Annotated in this window: 10 protein-coding genes; 9 read left to right on the plus strand and 1 reads right to left on the minus strand. The window is 69.7% G+C overall.

Annotated elements, in window-relative coordinates; genetic code table 11:
- The first annotated feature begins 44 nt into the window (after window positions 1-44).
- The 7 genes from tssI (ACP59X_RS16270) to ACP59X_RS16300 are packed head-to-tail and all read left to right on the plus strand — an operon-like array spanning window position 45 to window position 11,453.
- The gene (gene tssI / locus ACP59X_RS16270) at window positions 45-2,306 is read left to right on the plus strand and encodes a type VI secretion system tip protein TssI/VgrG (protein ID WP_428560306.1); all 2,262 of its coding nucleotides are present in this window, start codon (window positions 45-47) and stop codon (window positions 2,304-2,306) included.
- Between the two features lie 47 nt (window positions 2,307-2,353).
- Window positions 2,354-4,597: a type VI secretion system tip protein TssI/VgrG gene (gene tssI, locus ACP59X_RS16275; protein WP_428560309.1), complete on the plus strand. Its 2,244-nt coding sequence runs from the start codon at window positions 2,354-2,356 to the stop codon at window positions 4,595-4,597.
- Window positions 4,598-4,601: 4 nt separating this feature from the next.
- Complete coding sequence (locus ACP59X_RS16280) at window positions 4,602-8,411, plus strand: DUF2169 family type VI secretion system accessory protein (RefSeq protein WP_428560311.1); 3,810 nt, start codon at window positions 4,602-4,604, stop codon at window positions 8,409-8,411.
- Window positions 8,408-9,463, plus strand: coding sequence for a pentapeptide repeat-containing protein (locus ACP59X_RS16285; protein WP_428560313.1), 1,056 nt, complete (start codon window positions 8,408-8,410; stop codon window positions 9,461-9,463). The genes ACP59X_RS16280 and ACP59X_RS16285 overlap by 4 nt, the downstream gene beginning before the upstream one ends.
- A gap of 41 nt (window positions 9,464-9,504) precedes the next feature.
- Window positions 9,505-10,212 carry a DUF3540 domain-containing protein gene (locus ACP59X_RS16290; RefSeq protein WP_428560315.1) on the plus strand — a complete coding sequence of 236 codons (708 nt, stop codon included), beginning with the start codon at window positions 9,505-9,507 and terminating at the stop codon, window positions 10,210-10,212.
- A 26-nt stretch (window positions 10,213-10,238) separates the two neighbouring features.
- The gene (locus ACP59X_RS16295) at window positions 10,239-10,649 is read left to right on the plus strand and encodes a DUF4150 domain-containing protein (protein ID WP_428560317.1); all 411 of its coding nucleotides are present in this window, start codon (window positions 10,239-10,241) and stop codon (window positions 10,647-10,649) included.
- 30 nt (window positions 10,650-10,679) lie between these two features.
- The gene (locus tag ACP59X_RS16300; RefSeq protein ID WP_428560319.1) at window positions 10,680-11,453 is read left to right on the plus strand and encodes a hypothetical protein; all 774 of its coding nucleotides are present in this window, start codon (window positions 10,680-10,682) and stop codon (window positions 11,451-11,453) included.
- Window positions 11,454-11,474: 21 nt separating this feature from the next.
- Here the strand turns inward: ACP59X_RS16300 and ACP59X_RS16305 are convergent, their stop codons facing one another.
- Complete coding sequence (locus ACP59X_RS16305) at window positions 11,475-13,076, minus strand: type VI secretion system contractile sheath domain-containing protein (protein ID WP_428560321.1); 1,602 nt, start codon at window positions 13,074-13,076, stop codon at window positions 11,475-11,477.
- Between the two features lie 275 nt (window positions 13,077-13,351).
- On the opposite strand from ACP59X_RS16305, the gene ACP59X_RS16310 reads away from it, so the two are divergent.
- Window positions 13,352-15,403 carry a hypothetical protein gene (locus ACP59X_RS16310; RefSeq protein WP_428560324.1) on the plus strand — a complete coding sequence of 684 codons (2,052 nt, stop codon included), beginning with the start codon at window positions 13,352-13,354 and terminating at the stop codon, window positions 15,401-15,403.
- Entirely contained in the window at window positions 15,396-16,193 is a 798-nt protein-coding gene (locus ACP59X_RS16315) for a hypothetical protein (RefSeq protein WP_428560327.1), read from the plus strand. The genes ACP59X_RS16310 and ACP59X_RS16315 overlap by 8 nt, the downstream gene beginning before the upstream one ends.
- Window positions 16,194-16,440: the final 247 nt, after the last annotated feature.

Here is a 16,440-nt window from a genome sequence, read left to right on the forward strand (position 1 = left end):
CGCGCGGCGGCGCAACCCAACCGGCAGCAGACACAGGACCCGTCATGCCCGGAAACGACCAGACGCGCCGTTTCGATTTCGTCTCCAACGCCCTTCCCCGGGACACCTTCACCGTGGTGTCCTTCGCCGGGCGGGAGGCCTTGTCGGAACTGTACGCCTTCGACATCGTCCTGGCCTCGCCCAACGACGCCGTGGACCTCGATACCGTCATCGGCGCGCCGGCCGTGCTGACCCTGCGCGGCCTGGGCGGCTCCTTCGACTACCACGGCATCGCCGACGCCTTCGAGCTGACCGGCAAGGCGGACGCACTGGCCTTCTATCGGGCCAGCCTCGTGCCCAAGGCCCATCTGACCCGGCTGGGGGAAAACAATCGCCTGTTTCTGGACAAAAGCCCCCAGGCCTGCATCGAGGAGGCCTTCCGGGAGGCCGGCCTCACCCCGGGGGTGGACTTCGAATTCCGGCTGACGAGCGCCGCCGATCCCTGGCCCTCCATCGCCCAGTTCCGGGAAACGTCCTTCGCCTTCGCCAGCCGCTGGATGGAACGCGACGGGATGTACTCCTTCTTCGAGCAGGGGCCCGGCGGAGCCAAGATGGTCATCGTCGACGACAAGTCGGCCCACGAGCCCCTGCCCGGGGAGGTGACCTTTCGCTACGCCACCGCCTCGGGCATGGTCGAGGCGGCGGACGAAACCGCGGTGTTCGATTTCGTCCGCCGCCTCGCCCCCCTGCCCCGAACGGTGCAGCTCAAGGACTGGAACTACGAGACGCCGTCCCTGGACCTCTCGGCCGAGGCCCCGGTGCTGGCCGACGGGCGCGGGGTCATGCGCTTTTACGGCGACCACTTCCCCACCGTGGCCGCCGGCCGCAAACTGGCGGAAATCCGCAGCCAGGAGCTGTCCTGCCGCCGCGACACCGTCCAGGGGCAGACCGCCTCACCGGCCCTGACCGCCGGCCGGCTCATGCGCCTGACCCGGCATTTCAGCGAAGCCCTCAACCAGGACTACCTGATCACCGCCGTGCGCCACGAAGGCCGCCAGTTCACGCCGCTGACGGCCGGCCTATCCCCGGCAGGCGCCACGGACGGACAGGCCGAGACCTTCTACCGCAACACGTTCACGGCCCAGCCGGCCAGCGTGCAGTTCCGGGCCGCCCGCGACACCCCCTGGCCCCGCCAGGAAGGGCTCCTCAACGCCGTGGTCGACGGGCCGGGCTCGGGAAAATACGCCTCCCTGGACGACCAGGGCCGCTACAAGGTCATCCTGGCCTACGACCGCTCCGGCCGTGGCGAGGGCAAGGCCTCCAAATGGATCCGCATGGCCCAGCCCTATGGCGGCTCGGGTTTCGGGCTGCACTACCCCCTGCACAAGGGCTGCGAGGTCGCCCTGGCCTGCCTCGACGGCGACCCGGACCGGCCCGTCATCCTCGGCGCCGCGCCCAACCCCAACAACAAAAGCGTGGTCACCAGCGCCAACCAAACCCGCTGCGACCTGCAAACCGCCGGCGGCAACCAGATCTATTTCGAGGACAAGGAAGGGGCCAAGCGCGTGCTGCTGCAAAGCAAGGCCAACAAGACCTTCCTGCGCCTGGGAACGCCCAACGACCCGCCGGGCCTGTTCTCCCCGGCGTCCGCCGAAGGCCAATCGGGGACGGTCCTCAACACGCCGGCGGACATAACCATACTGTGCGGCGCGTCGCTGTCCACCTACCTGATCGCGTACCTGTTCACCGTCCTCGGCGGACTCCAGGAACTGTACTTCCTCACCCAGATCGGCATCAACGTGGGCTTTTCCCAAACCATATGCGGCCATACCTTCAAGTTCACCAGATGGGAAGGCCAGATCGGTTTTCTGGCCAAGTGGCTCTACGGTCACAAAGACCAGATAGGCGATAGCAAGACCGAACTGGCCGACGAACTGATCCAAACAAGAGGCCGGGTCAACACCCTCGACGTCGAGGTGCAGGAATTGGCCCAGCAGATCAACGAACTCTCCGGCCAGGTGGATGAAATGGCCCAGTCCCTGACCGAACTGGCCGACAATGAAAACATCTTCAACGGCCAGATGAAGGTGGTGGCCGAGGAAAAGTTAAGCCTCAGCCAAAACATCACGCATCTCGCCGGTCAGAGGCAACAGACGACCCAGTCAAATATCGAACTGCTCGACACCTTCGACGAGGTGGCGGACGAAGCCACGCTCACGTACAGTGAGGCGACGACGCTGGCCGTCGACCGGTCACTGCTTTTCACCAGCATCAACACCAAGGCGGATGAATTCAACCAACTCAGCACGTTGCAAATCATCCTCTAGCGACGCCGCCCCAGCAACCGCCCCGCCTGGCAAGGAACCGGGAGCCCATGGCCACAGCCCATAAACATACCTATGCCTTCGCCTCCCAGGCCGCCCCGGCCGACGCCTTCGAGGTGGTCCGCTTCACGGGCGAGGAAGGCCTGTCCAGGCTCTATGCCTTCGACATCGAGCTTCTGTCCTCGAAAAAAGACCTCGACCTCGCGGCCCTGGTCCAAAGCCCGTGCACCCTGCGCCTGAAGCTGGACGACGGCGACCTGCCCATCCACGGCATCCCGGCCTCCTTCGAAATGCAAAACGCCTTTCAGGGGCAGGTGTTCTACCGGGTGCGGCTCGTGCCGAAACTGTGGTGGCTCACCCTCACCCGCCACAACCAGATCTTCCTCGACCAGGACCTCCCGGGCTTTCTCGGCCAGGCCCTGAGCGACGGCGGCCTGACCCCGGGCGAGGACTTCGCGTTGCGCCTGTCCCGGTCCTATCCCCGGCGGGAGTACGTCTGCCAGTACCGGGAAACCCATTTCGATTTCGTCTCCCGCTGGATGGAACGCGACGGGCTGTACTATTTCTTCGAGCAGGCCGACCACGGCGAGAAGCTCGTCATTACCGACGTGCGCACGAGCCACGCCCCCATGGCCGGGGCCGAAACCCTGCGCTACCTGCCCCCGTCGGGCCTGGCCTGGCCCGAGGAACGCCGCGCGGTCACGGCCTTTCGGGCTGTGCGCCGCCAGGTGCCGCAGCGCGTGACCGTGAGCGACTACAACTACCGCACGCCAAGCGCCCGCCCCCACGGGGAAAGCGTTGTTTGCCCCACGGGCCACGGCGACCAGGCCATCTACGCCGAACACGCCCAAAACGACGCCGAGGCCGCCGCCCTGGCCAAGGTCCGGGCCGAGGAACTGGCCTGCCGGCAGGCCGTCTACGAAGGCGCGGGCGCCGCGCCCCATGTGCGCGCCGGCTATCTGTTCCGCCTGGAAAGCCATTTCCGCGACGCCCTGAACACGACCTACCTGACCATCGCGGCCCGCCACGAAGGCGGCCAGGAAGCCTACCTGGCCCAGGCCCTGGGCATCCCCCTGGAAAACGCCCCGGACCGGCCCTATTACCGCAACACCTTCACGGCCATCCCGGCCTCGGTGCAGTTTCGGGCGCCCCGGGAAACAGCCAAGCCCCGTTTTTACGGCGTGCTCAACGCCACCATCGACGCCGCCCAGTCCGGCCAGTACGCCGAACTGGACGACCAGGGCCGCTACAAGGTCATCCTGCCCTTCGACCTGTCCGGCCGCAAGGACGGCAAGGCCTCCTCGTGGCTGCGCATGAACCAGCCTTACGGCGGATCGGGCATGGGCTTCCATTTTCCGCTGCACAAAGGCTGCGGCGTGCTGCTCGCCTTCATGGACGGCGACCCGGACCGGCCGGTCATCCAGGCCGCCGTGCCCGACGCCGCGCACAAAAGCCAGGTGACCAGCGAGAACAACACCAAAAACCTGCTCACCACCGGCGGCGGCAACCTCATCCACATCGAGGACCAGGAAGGCTCCGAACGCATTCTCCTGCAAAGCCCCACGGCCAACAGCTGGGTGCGCTGCGGCCACCCCAACGACCCGCCGCCCCAACGGGCCACGGACATGCTGGGCTGGAAGCTCAACACCAGCGACACCATGCTGGTGCGGGCGGGCCTGACCGACAACGTGGTCATCGGCACGGTGGAATGGGAGTACCTCGGCAACTACACCCAATTCAATCTACTCGAAGCCTTTTGTTTTTTCGGGCTCAAAAACCTCATTTCCATGTCCAGGAAGCAGGAGTTCAGCCTGTCCACCCTGCGGGCGCGGTTTGTCGCCCAGAAAGCGGTCCAAAGCCGGATAGCCCTGGACGAAACCTGCATGAAGATCGCCGGCGAAGTGAAAAAGATGGGGGCAAACGTCATGGCACTCAACCAGTTGAAAAACGAACTGACCGCGAAACGCGACCGCCTGGAAGAAACCAGGCAGGAGTTGATCAATTCCCGCCAACGGCTTACCGGCAACCGGACGACATTGAATGAAACCGTGGAACAGATGGCGCAGGACATCCAGAGAATGCACGAACAACATACGCAGGTGTACGATACGGAGACGACCCTGGCCCAGCAAAAGGAGGCCATCCAGGTACAAATCAACAAGATGGCCGAGCAAAAGACGCTGCTGGCCGAAAACAACACCAAGGTGGGCGACCAACTCCGCCGCATGGGCACCCAGCGCGACGTCATCGCCGACATGATCTCCAAGGTCATTGGCGAACAGGAGATCAACTGACGCCATGAAGATCACCAAGCCCCGGGACCTGGCCTTCTCCGTCAAGCCCTTCGCCCTGGCTGGCCGGCCCCACGTGGGCCTGGCGGCCATGGCCTTTTTCGACCTGACCGCGCCGAAGGGCCTGCTGACCGAACAGGAACTGTGGAAGGCCGTGCCCGAGGCCCTGGGGCCGGGCGGCATCCTGGACCCGGGCATGCCCAAGCCGCGCGGCGAGGTCCTCGTCGCGGGCAGCGCCTGCGCCCCCCGGGGCCAGACGGTCACGGGCCTGGCCGTGCGCGTCCGGCTGGGCGCCCTGGACAAGCGGCTGACCGTTTTCGGCGAGCGGTTCTGGCTGCCGGGCCAGGCCATCTCGCCGCCGCGCCCGTTTGCGGCCATGCCCCTGACCTACGGTAACGCCTTCGGCGGCCCGGATTTCCCGGCCAACCCCACGGGCAAGGGCCTGGCCGCAACCAGGCTGCCCGACGGCCGGGAGCTCGTCGCCCTGCCCACGGTGGAAGCCCCGGACCGGCTGGTGGCCGCACCGGGCGACCGCCCCGAACCGGCCGGTTTCGGCCCCCTGGAGATCACCTGGCCCCAGCGGGCCCGCTACAACGGCACCTACGACGAGCGCTGGAAAGCCGAACGCTGGCCCGGGATGCCCGACGACACGGATTACCTGCTTTTCAACCGCGCCCCGGCCGACCAGTGGGCGGGGGAATTTTTCCGCGGCGACGAGGCCTACGCCCTCGAGAACATGCACCCGGACCTGCCGGTCATCACCGGCGCCCTGCCGGGGCTGCGGGCCAGGATGTTTCTGACCATGCGCCAAGGCTACAAGCTCTACGCCGATCCGCCGACCTTTCCCGAGGCGTTCGTGGAGGTCCCGGCCCGGCTGGAGACGGTCTGGCTGTTCCCGACCATCCTGCGCGGGCTGGCCCTGTACCGGGGCTCGGTGCCAAACGCCGACGACGAGGCCCGCGACATCGCCCGGGCCTACCTCGCCTGGGAAAAGCTGACCGAGGCCCCGGAAACCATCGAGGCCTACGCCGAAAAGATGCGCCGGGCCCAGGACCTGACCGTGCCCATCGACCTGGCCCCCTTCCAGGCCGCCGGCAAGCAGTTGGCCCAGGCCGTCAAGCAGGCCAAAAACGCCCCCAAGACCCTGGCCCGGACCCTGGCGGCGGTGCAGGGGCAAACGCCGGTCATGCCCGCCGGCCCGCAAGACGTCCTGGGCACGGCCCGGGAAACGGCCGCCACGGGCATGGCCACCCTGGACAGCCTCGACGGCCTGGTCCGCGGCCTCCAGGGCCGTTTCGGCCACCTGTCCGCCATCGACGGCGGCGGGATCGCAACCCTGCGCGCCAAGCTCGCCGGGCTGGTGGCGGGCATCGAAACCACGGCCGGCCAGGTGACGGCGGCCATGGGCAAGGCGGCGGCCGCCAAGGCCGATCTGCTCAAGGAGGCCAACGCCGCCCTGGACGAAGCCCCGAGCGCCGCCGACCTGGCTGCCCGGGGCTTCGACCCGGCCGCACTCGCCAAGGCCGGCTGGGACCCCAACCAGCGATTCACCGACAAGGCGGGCACGGGGAGACCCTTCCACGACGCCGGTTTCCCTTTTGTCGTGGCCTGCCGGCGGGCCCTGCGGGCCGACGCCCCGGCCCGGGAGGCCCTGCGCCGCCTGGGCTTGCCCGATGCCGTGGTCAACCGGGCCTGGCTCGGAATCAACCCCGAAGCCCGCGACGAGCCCGGCGAGCCCTGGGGCCTGGCCCAGGGTCCGGACGGCGCCCCGGCGCCGCGCGTCGCGCTGCCGGCAGGGCTCGTGCTGCCGCGTTTCGACGGAGCACACCTCACCGGCCTGCGGCTGCGCCCCGGCGCGGCCACGGGCGATTTCGCCAGCCCCGACGGCGACGTCGCGGTGCCCGGCTCGGACAGGGCACCCCTGGACCTGCCCCCGGCCGAGCCCGGCGGCCACTATGTGCGCGCCGCCGATCCCTTGCAGGCCCTGTTCCTGGAAGAGGAGGTCGGCGACGCCTGCGGCGTGGTCGCCCTGACCGCGCCAACGGACAAACCCGGCCCCGATACGGCCAAGGCCATCGCCGCCTCGGGCGCCTTCGCCGTGATCCTGCCCGAGGGCACGAGCCCGACCGGCGAGGCCTGGGCGGCCTGGAAGGCGGCCTACGCCGAGGCCGTGCCCGTCATCCTGCCCAAGGGGGCCACGGTCTTCGCCGCCCGGGCGGCCGGGGTCGACATCCGGGCGCTGGTCATGGAGGCCCTGCCCAAGGATTTCGCCGCCCGCCATGTCATCGAACCGAGCCTGCCCGAGCCGGGCAAGGCCCCGGGCGCGGGCTTTTTGCCGCCGCTGTCCCTGCGCTCCCTGGGCCTGGGGCAGGCCATATCCGGGGCCATGGCCAAGGCCAAGGCCGAGGCCGCCCCCCTTCGCGCCGCGCTCGAGGGCATGAAGCAGGACCTGCTGCGCACCGCCGAGCCGCTCCTGGCCAAGCGCAACACCACGCCCGAGGCCCTGCTGGCCCCGCTTCAGGACAGCGGCTCGCCAAAGGAGGCCTGCGAGGACGCCATGGGGCAGCTTTTGGCCAAGAAACGGCTGCTGCTCGAATACGACGCCCTGCCCCCCGAGGCGGCGGGACAGTACGACGAAGCCATCGCCCGTACCCGCCAGACCCTGGACGCGGCCGAGGCCCGCCACAAGGCCGGCCAGTCCCGCATCGCCGCGGCCAAGGCCACCTTTGCCGCGGCGCGGGACAAGATCGCCGCCAGAACCATCCCCGGCCTGAGCGCCGCGGATATGGCCGAGGCCGGCCTGGACCCGGAACTGGGCCGGATCATGACCCGCGAGCAGGTGATCGCGCGCCACAAGGACGGCCTGTCCTTCGCCAGGCGCAACCTGACCGGGGTCGACCTGTCGGACCTGGACCTGTCCGGCATCGACCTGTCCGAGGCCATCCTGCGCAAGACCGTCTTCGCGCGCAGCCGGCTCGACGGGGCCAGGCTCAGGAAATCCCTCGCCATGGAGGCGGATTTTTCCAAGGCCTCGCTGGCCGAGGCCGACCTGACCATGGCCGTGCTGACCGGGGCCAAGCTGCGCAAGGCCAGGCTCGCCGGAGCGACCCTGCGCCAGACGCTGTTGCGCCGGGCCGACCTGGAAAAGGCCGACCTGACCGGCGCGCGCCTGCACCTGGCCGTTTTGTCCGAGGCCAAACTGGCCAAGGCCAAGCTCGGCGGGGCCAGCCTGACCCTGACCATCGTCGACGCCGCCGACCTGACCAAGGCCGACTGCGCCGGCGCCTCCCTGCGCAAGACGGTCCTGCGCAACCTGAGCCTGGACCGCACGGACTTCACCGGCGCCGACCTGGTCACCTTGTCGCTGCAAAAGGTCACGGGCCGCAAGGTCGTTTTCGCCGGGGCGGACATGACCAAATGCAACATGGGCAACGGCTGCCGCCTGGCCGGCACGGATTTCCGTAAGGCGCGGCTCGTCGGTGCCTGCCTGCGCGAAACCGACGTCTCGGGCTCGGATTTCCGGGGCGCGGTGCTCGACCGGGCCATGCTCGAACTGTGCGACGCCCGGGGCATCGTCTGCAACCGGGTCTCGGCCAAGCGCTGTTCCCTCATCAAGACCGATTTGGCCGGGGCGGACCTGTATGGCATCAATTTGCTGCTGGGGTCGCTGCGCAAGTCGCGCCTGACCGAGGCCAACCTGGGGCGCTCCAACCTCTACGGCGTGGATTTTTTCAACTGCGTGGTCGGCCGGACCAATTTCGAGGGAGCCAACATGAAACGCACGCTGCTTGCCGGCAAGACGGACCTGCTGCGATGACGCGCGACGAGGTGCTGGCGGCCATCGCCGCCAACAAGACCCTGGACGGCCTGTCCCTGGCCGGCCTCGACCTGTCCGGCGCGGACCTCACCGGCGGCCGGTTCTGGGGGGTGGACCTGTCCGGGGCCGACCTGTCCGGGGCCAACATCCTCAAGACGGGCTTTCGCGACTGCCGCCTGGCCGGCGTCCGCCTGGCCGGCACCGACCTGACCAAACTCGACCTGCGCGAGGTGGACCTCACCGGCGCGGACCTGCGCGGCGCGACCATCTTCATGACCAACTTCAGCGGCGCCAACCTGACCGAGGCCAAGCTCTCCGGCACGGCCCTGCGCTGGAGCGTCATGCAGCGGGCCAAGCTGACCAGGGCCGACTGCCGCGAGGCGACGGTGGAAAAACTCCTGCTCCAGGACGCGGACCTGACCGGCGCCGATTTCTCCAAGGCGTCCATCAGCCGCATGGTGGTGCTCAAGGCGGACCTGACAAGCACCGATTTCACGGGCGCCTCGTTTTTTAAGTCCGTACTGCGCCAGTGCGACCTGCGCGAAAAAAGCCTGCGCGGCCAGCGCTGGCACACGGTCCTGGCCGACGAATGCGACCTGCGCGACGCCGATTTTTCCGGCGCGGACATCACCATGAGCAACTTCCTCAAGGCGAGGGCCGACCGGGCCAACTTCACCGGGGCCGTGGCCCAGCACGCGCTTTTCAAGGAAACGTCCCTGCAAAAGGCCGTGTTCGCCGGGGCCGACTGCCGCCAGGCCTTTTTCGGCCAGGCCGACCTCACGGGCGCGGATTTTACCGGCGCCAGCCTGGGCGCGGCCTCCTTCGCCGGGGCCCTGTGCCGGGGCACCCGCTTTGGCGGAGCCGACCTCGGCTATGCCGACTTCTCCCAGGCCAACCTGACCTTCGCCAATTTCGCCGGGGCGCGGCTGTACATGGCCAAGCTCCACGGCGTGCTCACGGACAACACCTACTGGGAGGACGCCCGCGACACCAGGCTGCGCGGCCACGACAAGGACCTCGAGGAAGCCGAAACCTGGACGCCGCCGGCCTGACACCCGGCCACGGCTGCCGCGCCCGTACACAGGAGAGGGACGTGTTGCGGCCCGACACCGATGCAGCATTGTTTTCAAGGGACGCCACACCAGCGGCCCCGGCCGACAAGGAGAAGACCATCATGCCCCATGCCGCCATCCACCGCCAACCGGCCGCGCCGGCCCTGGCCCATGCCCGGGTCCGGGCCGTGCTCAACGACAGCTGCGTCCTCGACACGGCCCACGGCCCGGCCCATGCCGCCCGGGCGGCCGGCTGCCTGCTCGCCCCGCGCCCCGGCGACCTGGTGCTGGCCAGCCTCGACCCCGGCGGCGAGCATTACGTGCTCACCGTGCTGCGGCGCGCCCCGGGGACACCGGGCGAGATCGCCTATCCCGGCGACCTGCGGCTGCGCGCGGCCGGCGACCTGAACATAAGCGCCGACGGCGACGCCGCCCTGGTTGCCGGGGACGGCCTGCACGTGGCCGCCGCCCATGGCGAACTGGCGTTCGGCCGGGTCGGGCTCGTGGCCCAGGCGGCCACGGCCAAGCTCGGGGCGTTGACCTTGGTGGCCGAGGCCGTGGAGCACATCGTCTCCCGGCTGACCCAGCGCCTGGCCGAGGCCGTGCGCCTGGTCGCCGGCCACGACGAATCCCAGGCCGGCAGCGCCCGCTACCTGGTGGAGGATACCCTGACCATGCAGGCCAAAAACGCCGTGCACCTGGCCGAGGAAGTGGTCAAGATCGACGCCGGCCAGGTCCATCTGGGATAAACCGGCCACGAACGCGGAGGACACCCATGTACATGCTCACCCTGGGGCCCGGAATGGATTTCGGCTTTCCCGACGTCTGCAAGACGCCCCTGCCGCCGGTCGGCGAGCCGGTGCCCATCCCCTATCCCAACACGGCCATGACGGCCACCACCGACCCGGCCGCCTACACCGTGCTGGTCGACGCCATGCCGGTCATCAACCAGATGTCCGAGGGGCTGGTGTCCGTGGGCGACGAGCCCGGCATCGAACTGGGGCTCATCGACGAGGACATCTCCGGCGGCACCTGCTACATGGTCGGCTGCATCACCATCATGGTCGAAGGCGCGCCGGCCCAGCGGCTGACCAGCGTCACCGGCCAAAACGCCATCAGCAAAATGCCCAACTGCCCCGGCGACTGCGTCAGCCCGAGCCAGACCACGGTCCTGGCCCTGGGCTGAGCCGCCACCCGTCGCCGCCGCGAGGACGCCATGCAAAAAACCGTCTGGATCACATCGCTGACCAAGGACGAGAAAAAGGCCGCCGCCCTGTTCGGCAAGGTCCATACCTACGGCCTGGCCACCAACGGCCATTTCTGGATCGACGACCTGGGGAAGATGGCCTGGGCCGGCGCGGCCGAGTCGCTGCTCGACCCGGGCACGGCCGTGTGGCTCGTGACCGGCGCGGCCGAGGACTTCGCCAAGGACAGCGTCCGGCGGGGCCTGTCCCTGCTGGCCCTGCTCGTGGCCGGCCAGCGCGGGCACGGCTTTCCCACCGTCATCTGCCCCTTTTCCGGCAGCCTCGACCCGGCCGGCCTGCCCACGCCCCTGCGGGGCGCCCAGGTCGTGACCGAGGCCGCCCTGGGCGCCAAGCTGGCCGCCCTGGCCAACCTGCCCTGGAAGCCCGAGGAGGCCGGCTACCGCCTGAAGCTCTACCCGCTGCCCGGCCTGGGGCTGTGGTTCGAGGTCGGCCCGGCGGCGGAGGCGACCTGGCAGGGCGCGCTTTTCGGCGTGGCCGACGCGGCCATCGACGCCCACGGCGTGGGGCCACAGGGCAAGCTGCCCGAGCGGGCCGTGCTGCGCTACCCCTTCAAGGACATGCGCCTGGCCGCCGGGGAAACGGCCTATCTGGCCTGGGGCCTGGCCAACCCGCTGACCGCGGCGGAATCGTATTTCGTGCGCACGGTCGGCGCGCCCTCGGGGCTCGTTTTCGGCGAATTGCCCACGGGCGAGGCGGCCGACCTCTATACCCTCTCGCTGACGTAGGCCGGCCGCGCCGGCGGCCGGCTACCAGGCAAAGTCGAATTCCAGCCGGCGCGGCCCCAGCCCGAGCACCGGCGGCGGGGTGAAACCGATGGCCAGCTGCGCGCCGTCGCCCCGGGCCGTGGCCGCGAGGGCCAGGTCGACCGGCGCTTCCAGGCCCGTGGCCTGGAAAAAGAGCGCCAAGCGTTTTGTCAGCAGCGCGGCCAGGGCCTCGGGCCCCGAGGCGGCCAGGGCCTCGCGGCAGGCGTCGTCGTTTCGGCTGCGGAAAAAAAACGACAGGATGCGGTTGAGCACCAGGCGCGGGCCAAACGGCGAGCGGTCGACGCAGGCCACCTGGCGGAAAAAGGCCTTGTCCCCGCCGGCCCGGCCGGCCAGGGGGGTCAGGCCGGCGGCGGCGAAATCCAGCAACTGGTCGTCGGCGAGCAGGCTTTCCACGGCCCTGGCCCCACCGGTATCGCTGACCACATCCAGGTTTTCGAGCACCACGCCGTCGGCGATGCCCAGGCGATGAGGCCAGCCCGACCGGGCCAGGGACTTGGCCACGGCCGCGCCCAAGGCCCAGACCGGCGAGCCCCACAACGCCTCGGGTTCGCTCACGGCCGCGCCCCGGGCCGGATTGCCCGGGCCGTAGGGCGCGCGCAGGACAAAGCGGCCGAAAAGCGCGGCCAGCCAACCGCCGCCGGGACCGGCGGCGAGCTTGCGCCACTTGGCATAGGCGGCGTCGTCCAGGGCCCGGGCCGGGTAGCCGATGCGCGAGACGTCGCCAAAGCCGGCGAGATGGAAAAAGGCCGGCGACAGGGAAACGGCCGTGGGCGTCAGCAGCCGGTCCGCCGTGTCGGCCAGGGCGGCCCAGGTGTCCAGGCGGGCGGCGGCGGCGTCCAGGGCGACGTCGGCCAGGATGAGGTTGGGTGGTGCGGCCTCGGGCTCCCGCACGAGCCGCTCCAGGGCCTCGGGCAGGGTCGCGGCCACGGCGGGGCAAAGCCGCAGGCGCAGGGGGCTGTCCGCGCCGGCCTGCTGCACGATCAGGCGCAGGCCGCGCCAGGCCGCCTCGGCGGCCCGGAAGGCGGAATCGGCGAAAATGGCGGCCATGACCCGGCCGGTCAGCCCTTCCAGGGCCGCCTTCCAGGCAGCCGGGCCAGCTGCGCCCGGGGCGGGACGCGCTCCGGCCTCGGGCATGGCCACCATGCCGAGGATGGCGTCGATGGCCGCGGCCGACCCGGCGGCCTCGCCCGGGGGGCCGGCCGGGGCGGCCGCGGCGGCCGGCAGGGTGAAATCGACGGGCAGATCGGGAAAAGCGGTCCGCAATCCGGCGGCCACGACGTCCGGGGCCTGGCCGTCCCTGGCGGCAGCGTCCAGATAGCCGCGGGCGGCGCCGACCCGGGCCAGCCAGGGACAGGCGCGCGCGATGTTGACCGGCTTGAAATCGGCCAACCGGGCCACGGGAACGCTGACCGTGCCCTCGGGGCAGTCCTGCCGGGGCACCGACACGGCAAAGACGCCGGCCAGTTCGGCCACGGCCGCATCGAGGTCCTCGGGAACGGCCAGGGACACGGGCTTGCCGCTGCCGACGGCGGGGCCGAAGGGGGCGAGCACCTGGGCCACATAGTCGGCTTCATTGACAACCATATGGATTTCCTTCATGGTTTTTATATTTTTTAAACCAGATGGCGACGGACGTTTCCAGCGGGTGCAACCGGCCGCCCCGGTTTCGCCCCCATTGTGACACACGGTTTCGGTTTGCAGCAATGACGGATTTTTCCAACCGCCCGCGCCAGCCAGCCCCCACGCCCCGCCTCCTCGGGCGGCAGGCGGCCCGTGCGCTTCTGTCGTGTGTCACGGCCGCCACGCTGCTTCTTGGAGGCTGCGCCGGCACGAAACCGGACGCGAACCAGGAAACCCTGGTGCCGACCGCCCCGGCCCCAGGCCCGACGGCCGAAGCGGCGCCGGCCGCCGCGGCAACGACCGCCCCCACGTCGCCCTCCGCCCCGCCGGCCAGTCCCTCGGCCCGGGCCAAGCTCGACGCGGCCGAACGGACGCCGTCGGCCACGGCCAGTGTCATGGCCCAGGCCCAAAGCGCCTTTCCCCAGCAACCCGCGCCGCGCGCCACCCGCGCCCCGGGAAGCTACACGGCCCAGGCCCGGGCCGACGCCAGCGAAGGCGTATTCATTCCCATGCCCCCCGCGACCAAGGCCGCAACCGGGCCGACACCCAAGCCGTTCCAGGCGGCCAAGCCCGTCGCGCCGGCGGCCATCACGCCGTCCACCGCCACGCCGCCCCCGGCCACCGCCTCCACCGCCACGTCGCCGGCCGCCACGCCCGCGCAGCCCGGCGCCGTGGTCGCAGCCAGCCCGGCCGCCACCCCTGCACAGCCGGGCGCCGTGGCCGCAGCCGCCACGGTCGCCGCAACCACTCCGACCGCCCCAGCCGCTTCGGCCGCTGCAGCTGCTCCGGTCCCCGCAGCCACTCCGACCGCCTCGTCCACTCCGGCCGCCACCACTGCACAGCCAGGCGCCGTGGTCGCAGCCGCTTCGAGCGCCTCGGCCGCCACCGTCGCCCACCCCGCCCCGGCCGCCCCGGCCACCGAGGCCATGGGGGCCGCAGACCCGGATTCGCCGGTCAAAAAGGACGCCAACAGCTTCGGGCTCAACATCCAGCACCTCGACATCGGCGTGCCCCTGGACCAGTTCGGCCCCAGCCTGGCCGTGGTGCCTGCCGAGGACGGCCACAAGTGCCTGGGGCTCAACGGCGTCGAGGACTCGGTGGCCCATTTTCCGGGCATGGATTTCAAGACCTTCGAGATCAACACCAAGATCGCCTACAATTTCCCCATCCACGAGGGTGGCACGGTCACGGCGCGGCTGATGACCTTCACCCTGGGCCCCACGGCCCAGCGCCGCCTGGCGGTCACCATCACCCAGGCCGAGGCCGAACCGCCCATGGCCCGCTTTTCCCTGGCCGGGCCGTCGCTGGCCCCGGACATGCTGTGCTCGAAAAAGCCCGTGCGCTGGCGGGAAGACCTGCCCGGGGCCGTGTCCGACCTGGTCGTCAAGAAGGAGGCGGCCGGCCTGCGTTTCGAATACGACGGCCAGCTCATCTGCACCTCGCCCCTGGACCCGTCCCTGGCCCTGACGGAATTCACGGCCGACCTGGTCAACGCCCGCACCCTCGTCTCGGACGTGACCCTGACCCGGCTGCCCGACACCCCCGAACCCGGCTCGCCCCATCCCGGCCAGTTCTACACCGCCGAGGCCCTGGGCCAGCCCCTGCCCCCGGCCACCATCAGCCACAAGGACGGCCTGACCCGCATCGACGTCAGCCGGCTGTCCAGCGGCATGCCCGTCGGCACGTTCAACCAGAACCTGGTCGTGCTCGACGACGAGGAAGGCAAGTACGTGGCCTCGACCTCGCCCCAGGGCTCGGACGTCCTGTTCCCGGTCGATGCCGCCACCGACTACTCCGTGGACATCCTGATCAAAAACGCCTTCGTCTTAAGCGAACGCAATAACCGCACCGACAGCTTCTTCCTGTTCACCATCAGCTACAAAAACGGCATCAAGGAAATCTATACCGTAAACCTCAGCCGCAACGACAAGTTCGTCTGGAACAGCCGCTACTTCATCAACCGCATGGGCGGCGAGGCCATGAACTGGACCGTGTCCACGGACTACCGGCCCTGGAACAACGCCCTCGACTTCAACGAGTACAAGGTGATAAAGGAAAAGGACCTGGTCCGGTTCTTTTTCAACGGGGAGTTTGTTCGCAACGAGCGCACCATGGGCGACGCCATCACTGCGGTCAAGGTCGTGCTGCGGCAAAACGAACGCCTCTACGACGTGCTCGTGCGCGACCTGTCGATCATCCGGGAAAACAAGGCCCAGAAAGCCGCTCTCAAGGAACGGGAACTCAACAAGGCCGCGCCGCCGCCGGCTGGCAACGGAGGAGGCCATGATTAAGAAATCCATCGTCGGCATCGAAGGGGTACTGGCCCTGCTTCTGGCCGCCTTCCTCCTGGGGCAGCTCAATTTGACGCCGGGCGCGGCCAGGCGCATCGACCGCTCCCATCCGCTGTGGTTCATGCAGCCCTTCCGGCCGCAAGCCGCCCCGCCGGCCGATTCGGGCCAACCCGCGCAGGCGACGTCGGGCGCTTCGACCCAACCGGCGCAGGCCACCTCGACCGCCCCGGGCGACGAGGCCAGCCTGGCCCAGGCCAACCGCCGCTCCATCCTGGCTCCGGTAACGTCCCTCAATGCCGTGGTCACGGACCTGGAAGCCAAGGACCTGCCCGGGCCCGGCGGCGTGCTCGTCCCCGGCCAGCTGGTGCAATCCCCAACCCAGGCCCCGGCCCGCAAGCGGACCACGCGCCCGGCCCGCAAGCCCCCGGCGCCGGGCCCCCTCCGGCTGACGGACCTGACCGTGCGCCCCACCACCGACGGCGCCACCATCCGGGTCGCCACCTCGGCGCCCGTTTCGCGCATCGCGCTTTTCACCTTCACCACGCCGCCCCGCCTGACCCTGGAACTCGACGGCGACTTCGCCGACTACACCCAGCCCATCATCGTGCCGCCCAACCAGGTCTTCCAGACCCTGACCACCGAGACCACCCCCGGCAAACTCCGCATCACCGGCAGCCTGCTCACCCCCAAGGCCTACGTGGTCCCGGTCACCACCAGCGGCCAGGACTCCTTCACGGTGGGCATGACCCTCAACCCCGACGGCCAGCCCAACCTCGACGCCATGCACTAGTTTCGCGTCCTACCACCTTCGCCACCGCTTCCACCGCCGTGACCAAAGACCGGCAACGGGCACACCACGCGCCCGTTGCCGGCCTTGCAGCCTGGCGCCAGGCGTCCTTTTGCTGGCATGATTCTGGCAAAATTACGGAAATCGCCCCGAGGCCGACGCCCCGGCGCGCGGCGTGGTTGCCCTTTTCAAACACCCAGGGGCCAAGGCCGGCGCGCCCTGTTGCGGCGACCACAGCGAACCGACCGCA

It is taken from the genome of Solidesulfovibrio sp. DCME, from assembly GCF_049995385.1.
Classification (GTDB): Bacteria; Desulfobacterota; Desulfovibrionia; order Desulfovibrionales; family Desulfovibrionaceae; genus Solidesulfovibrio.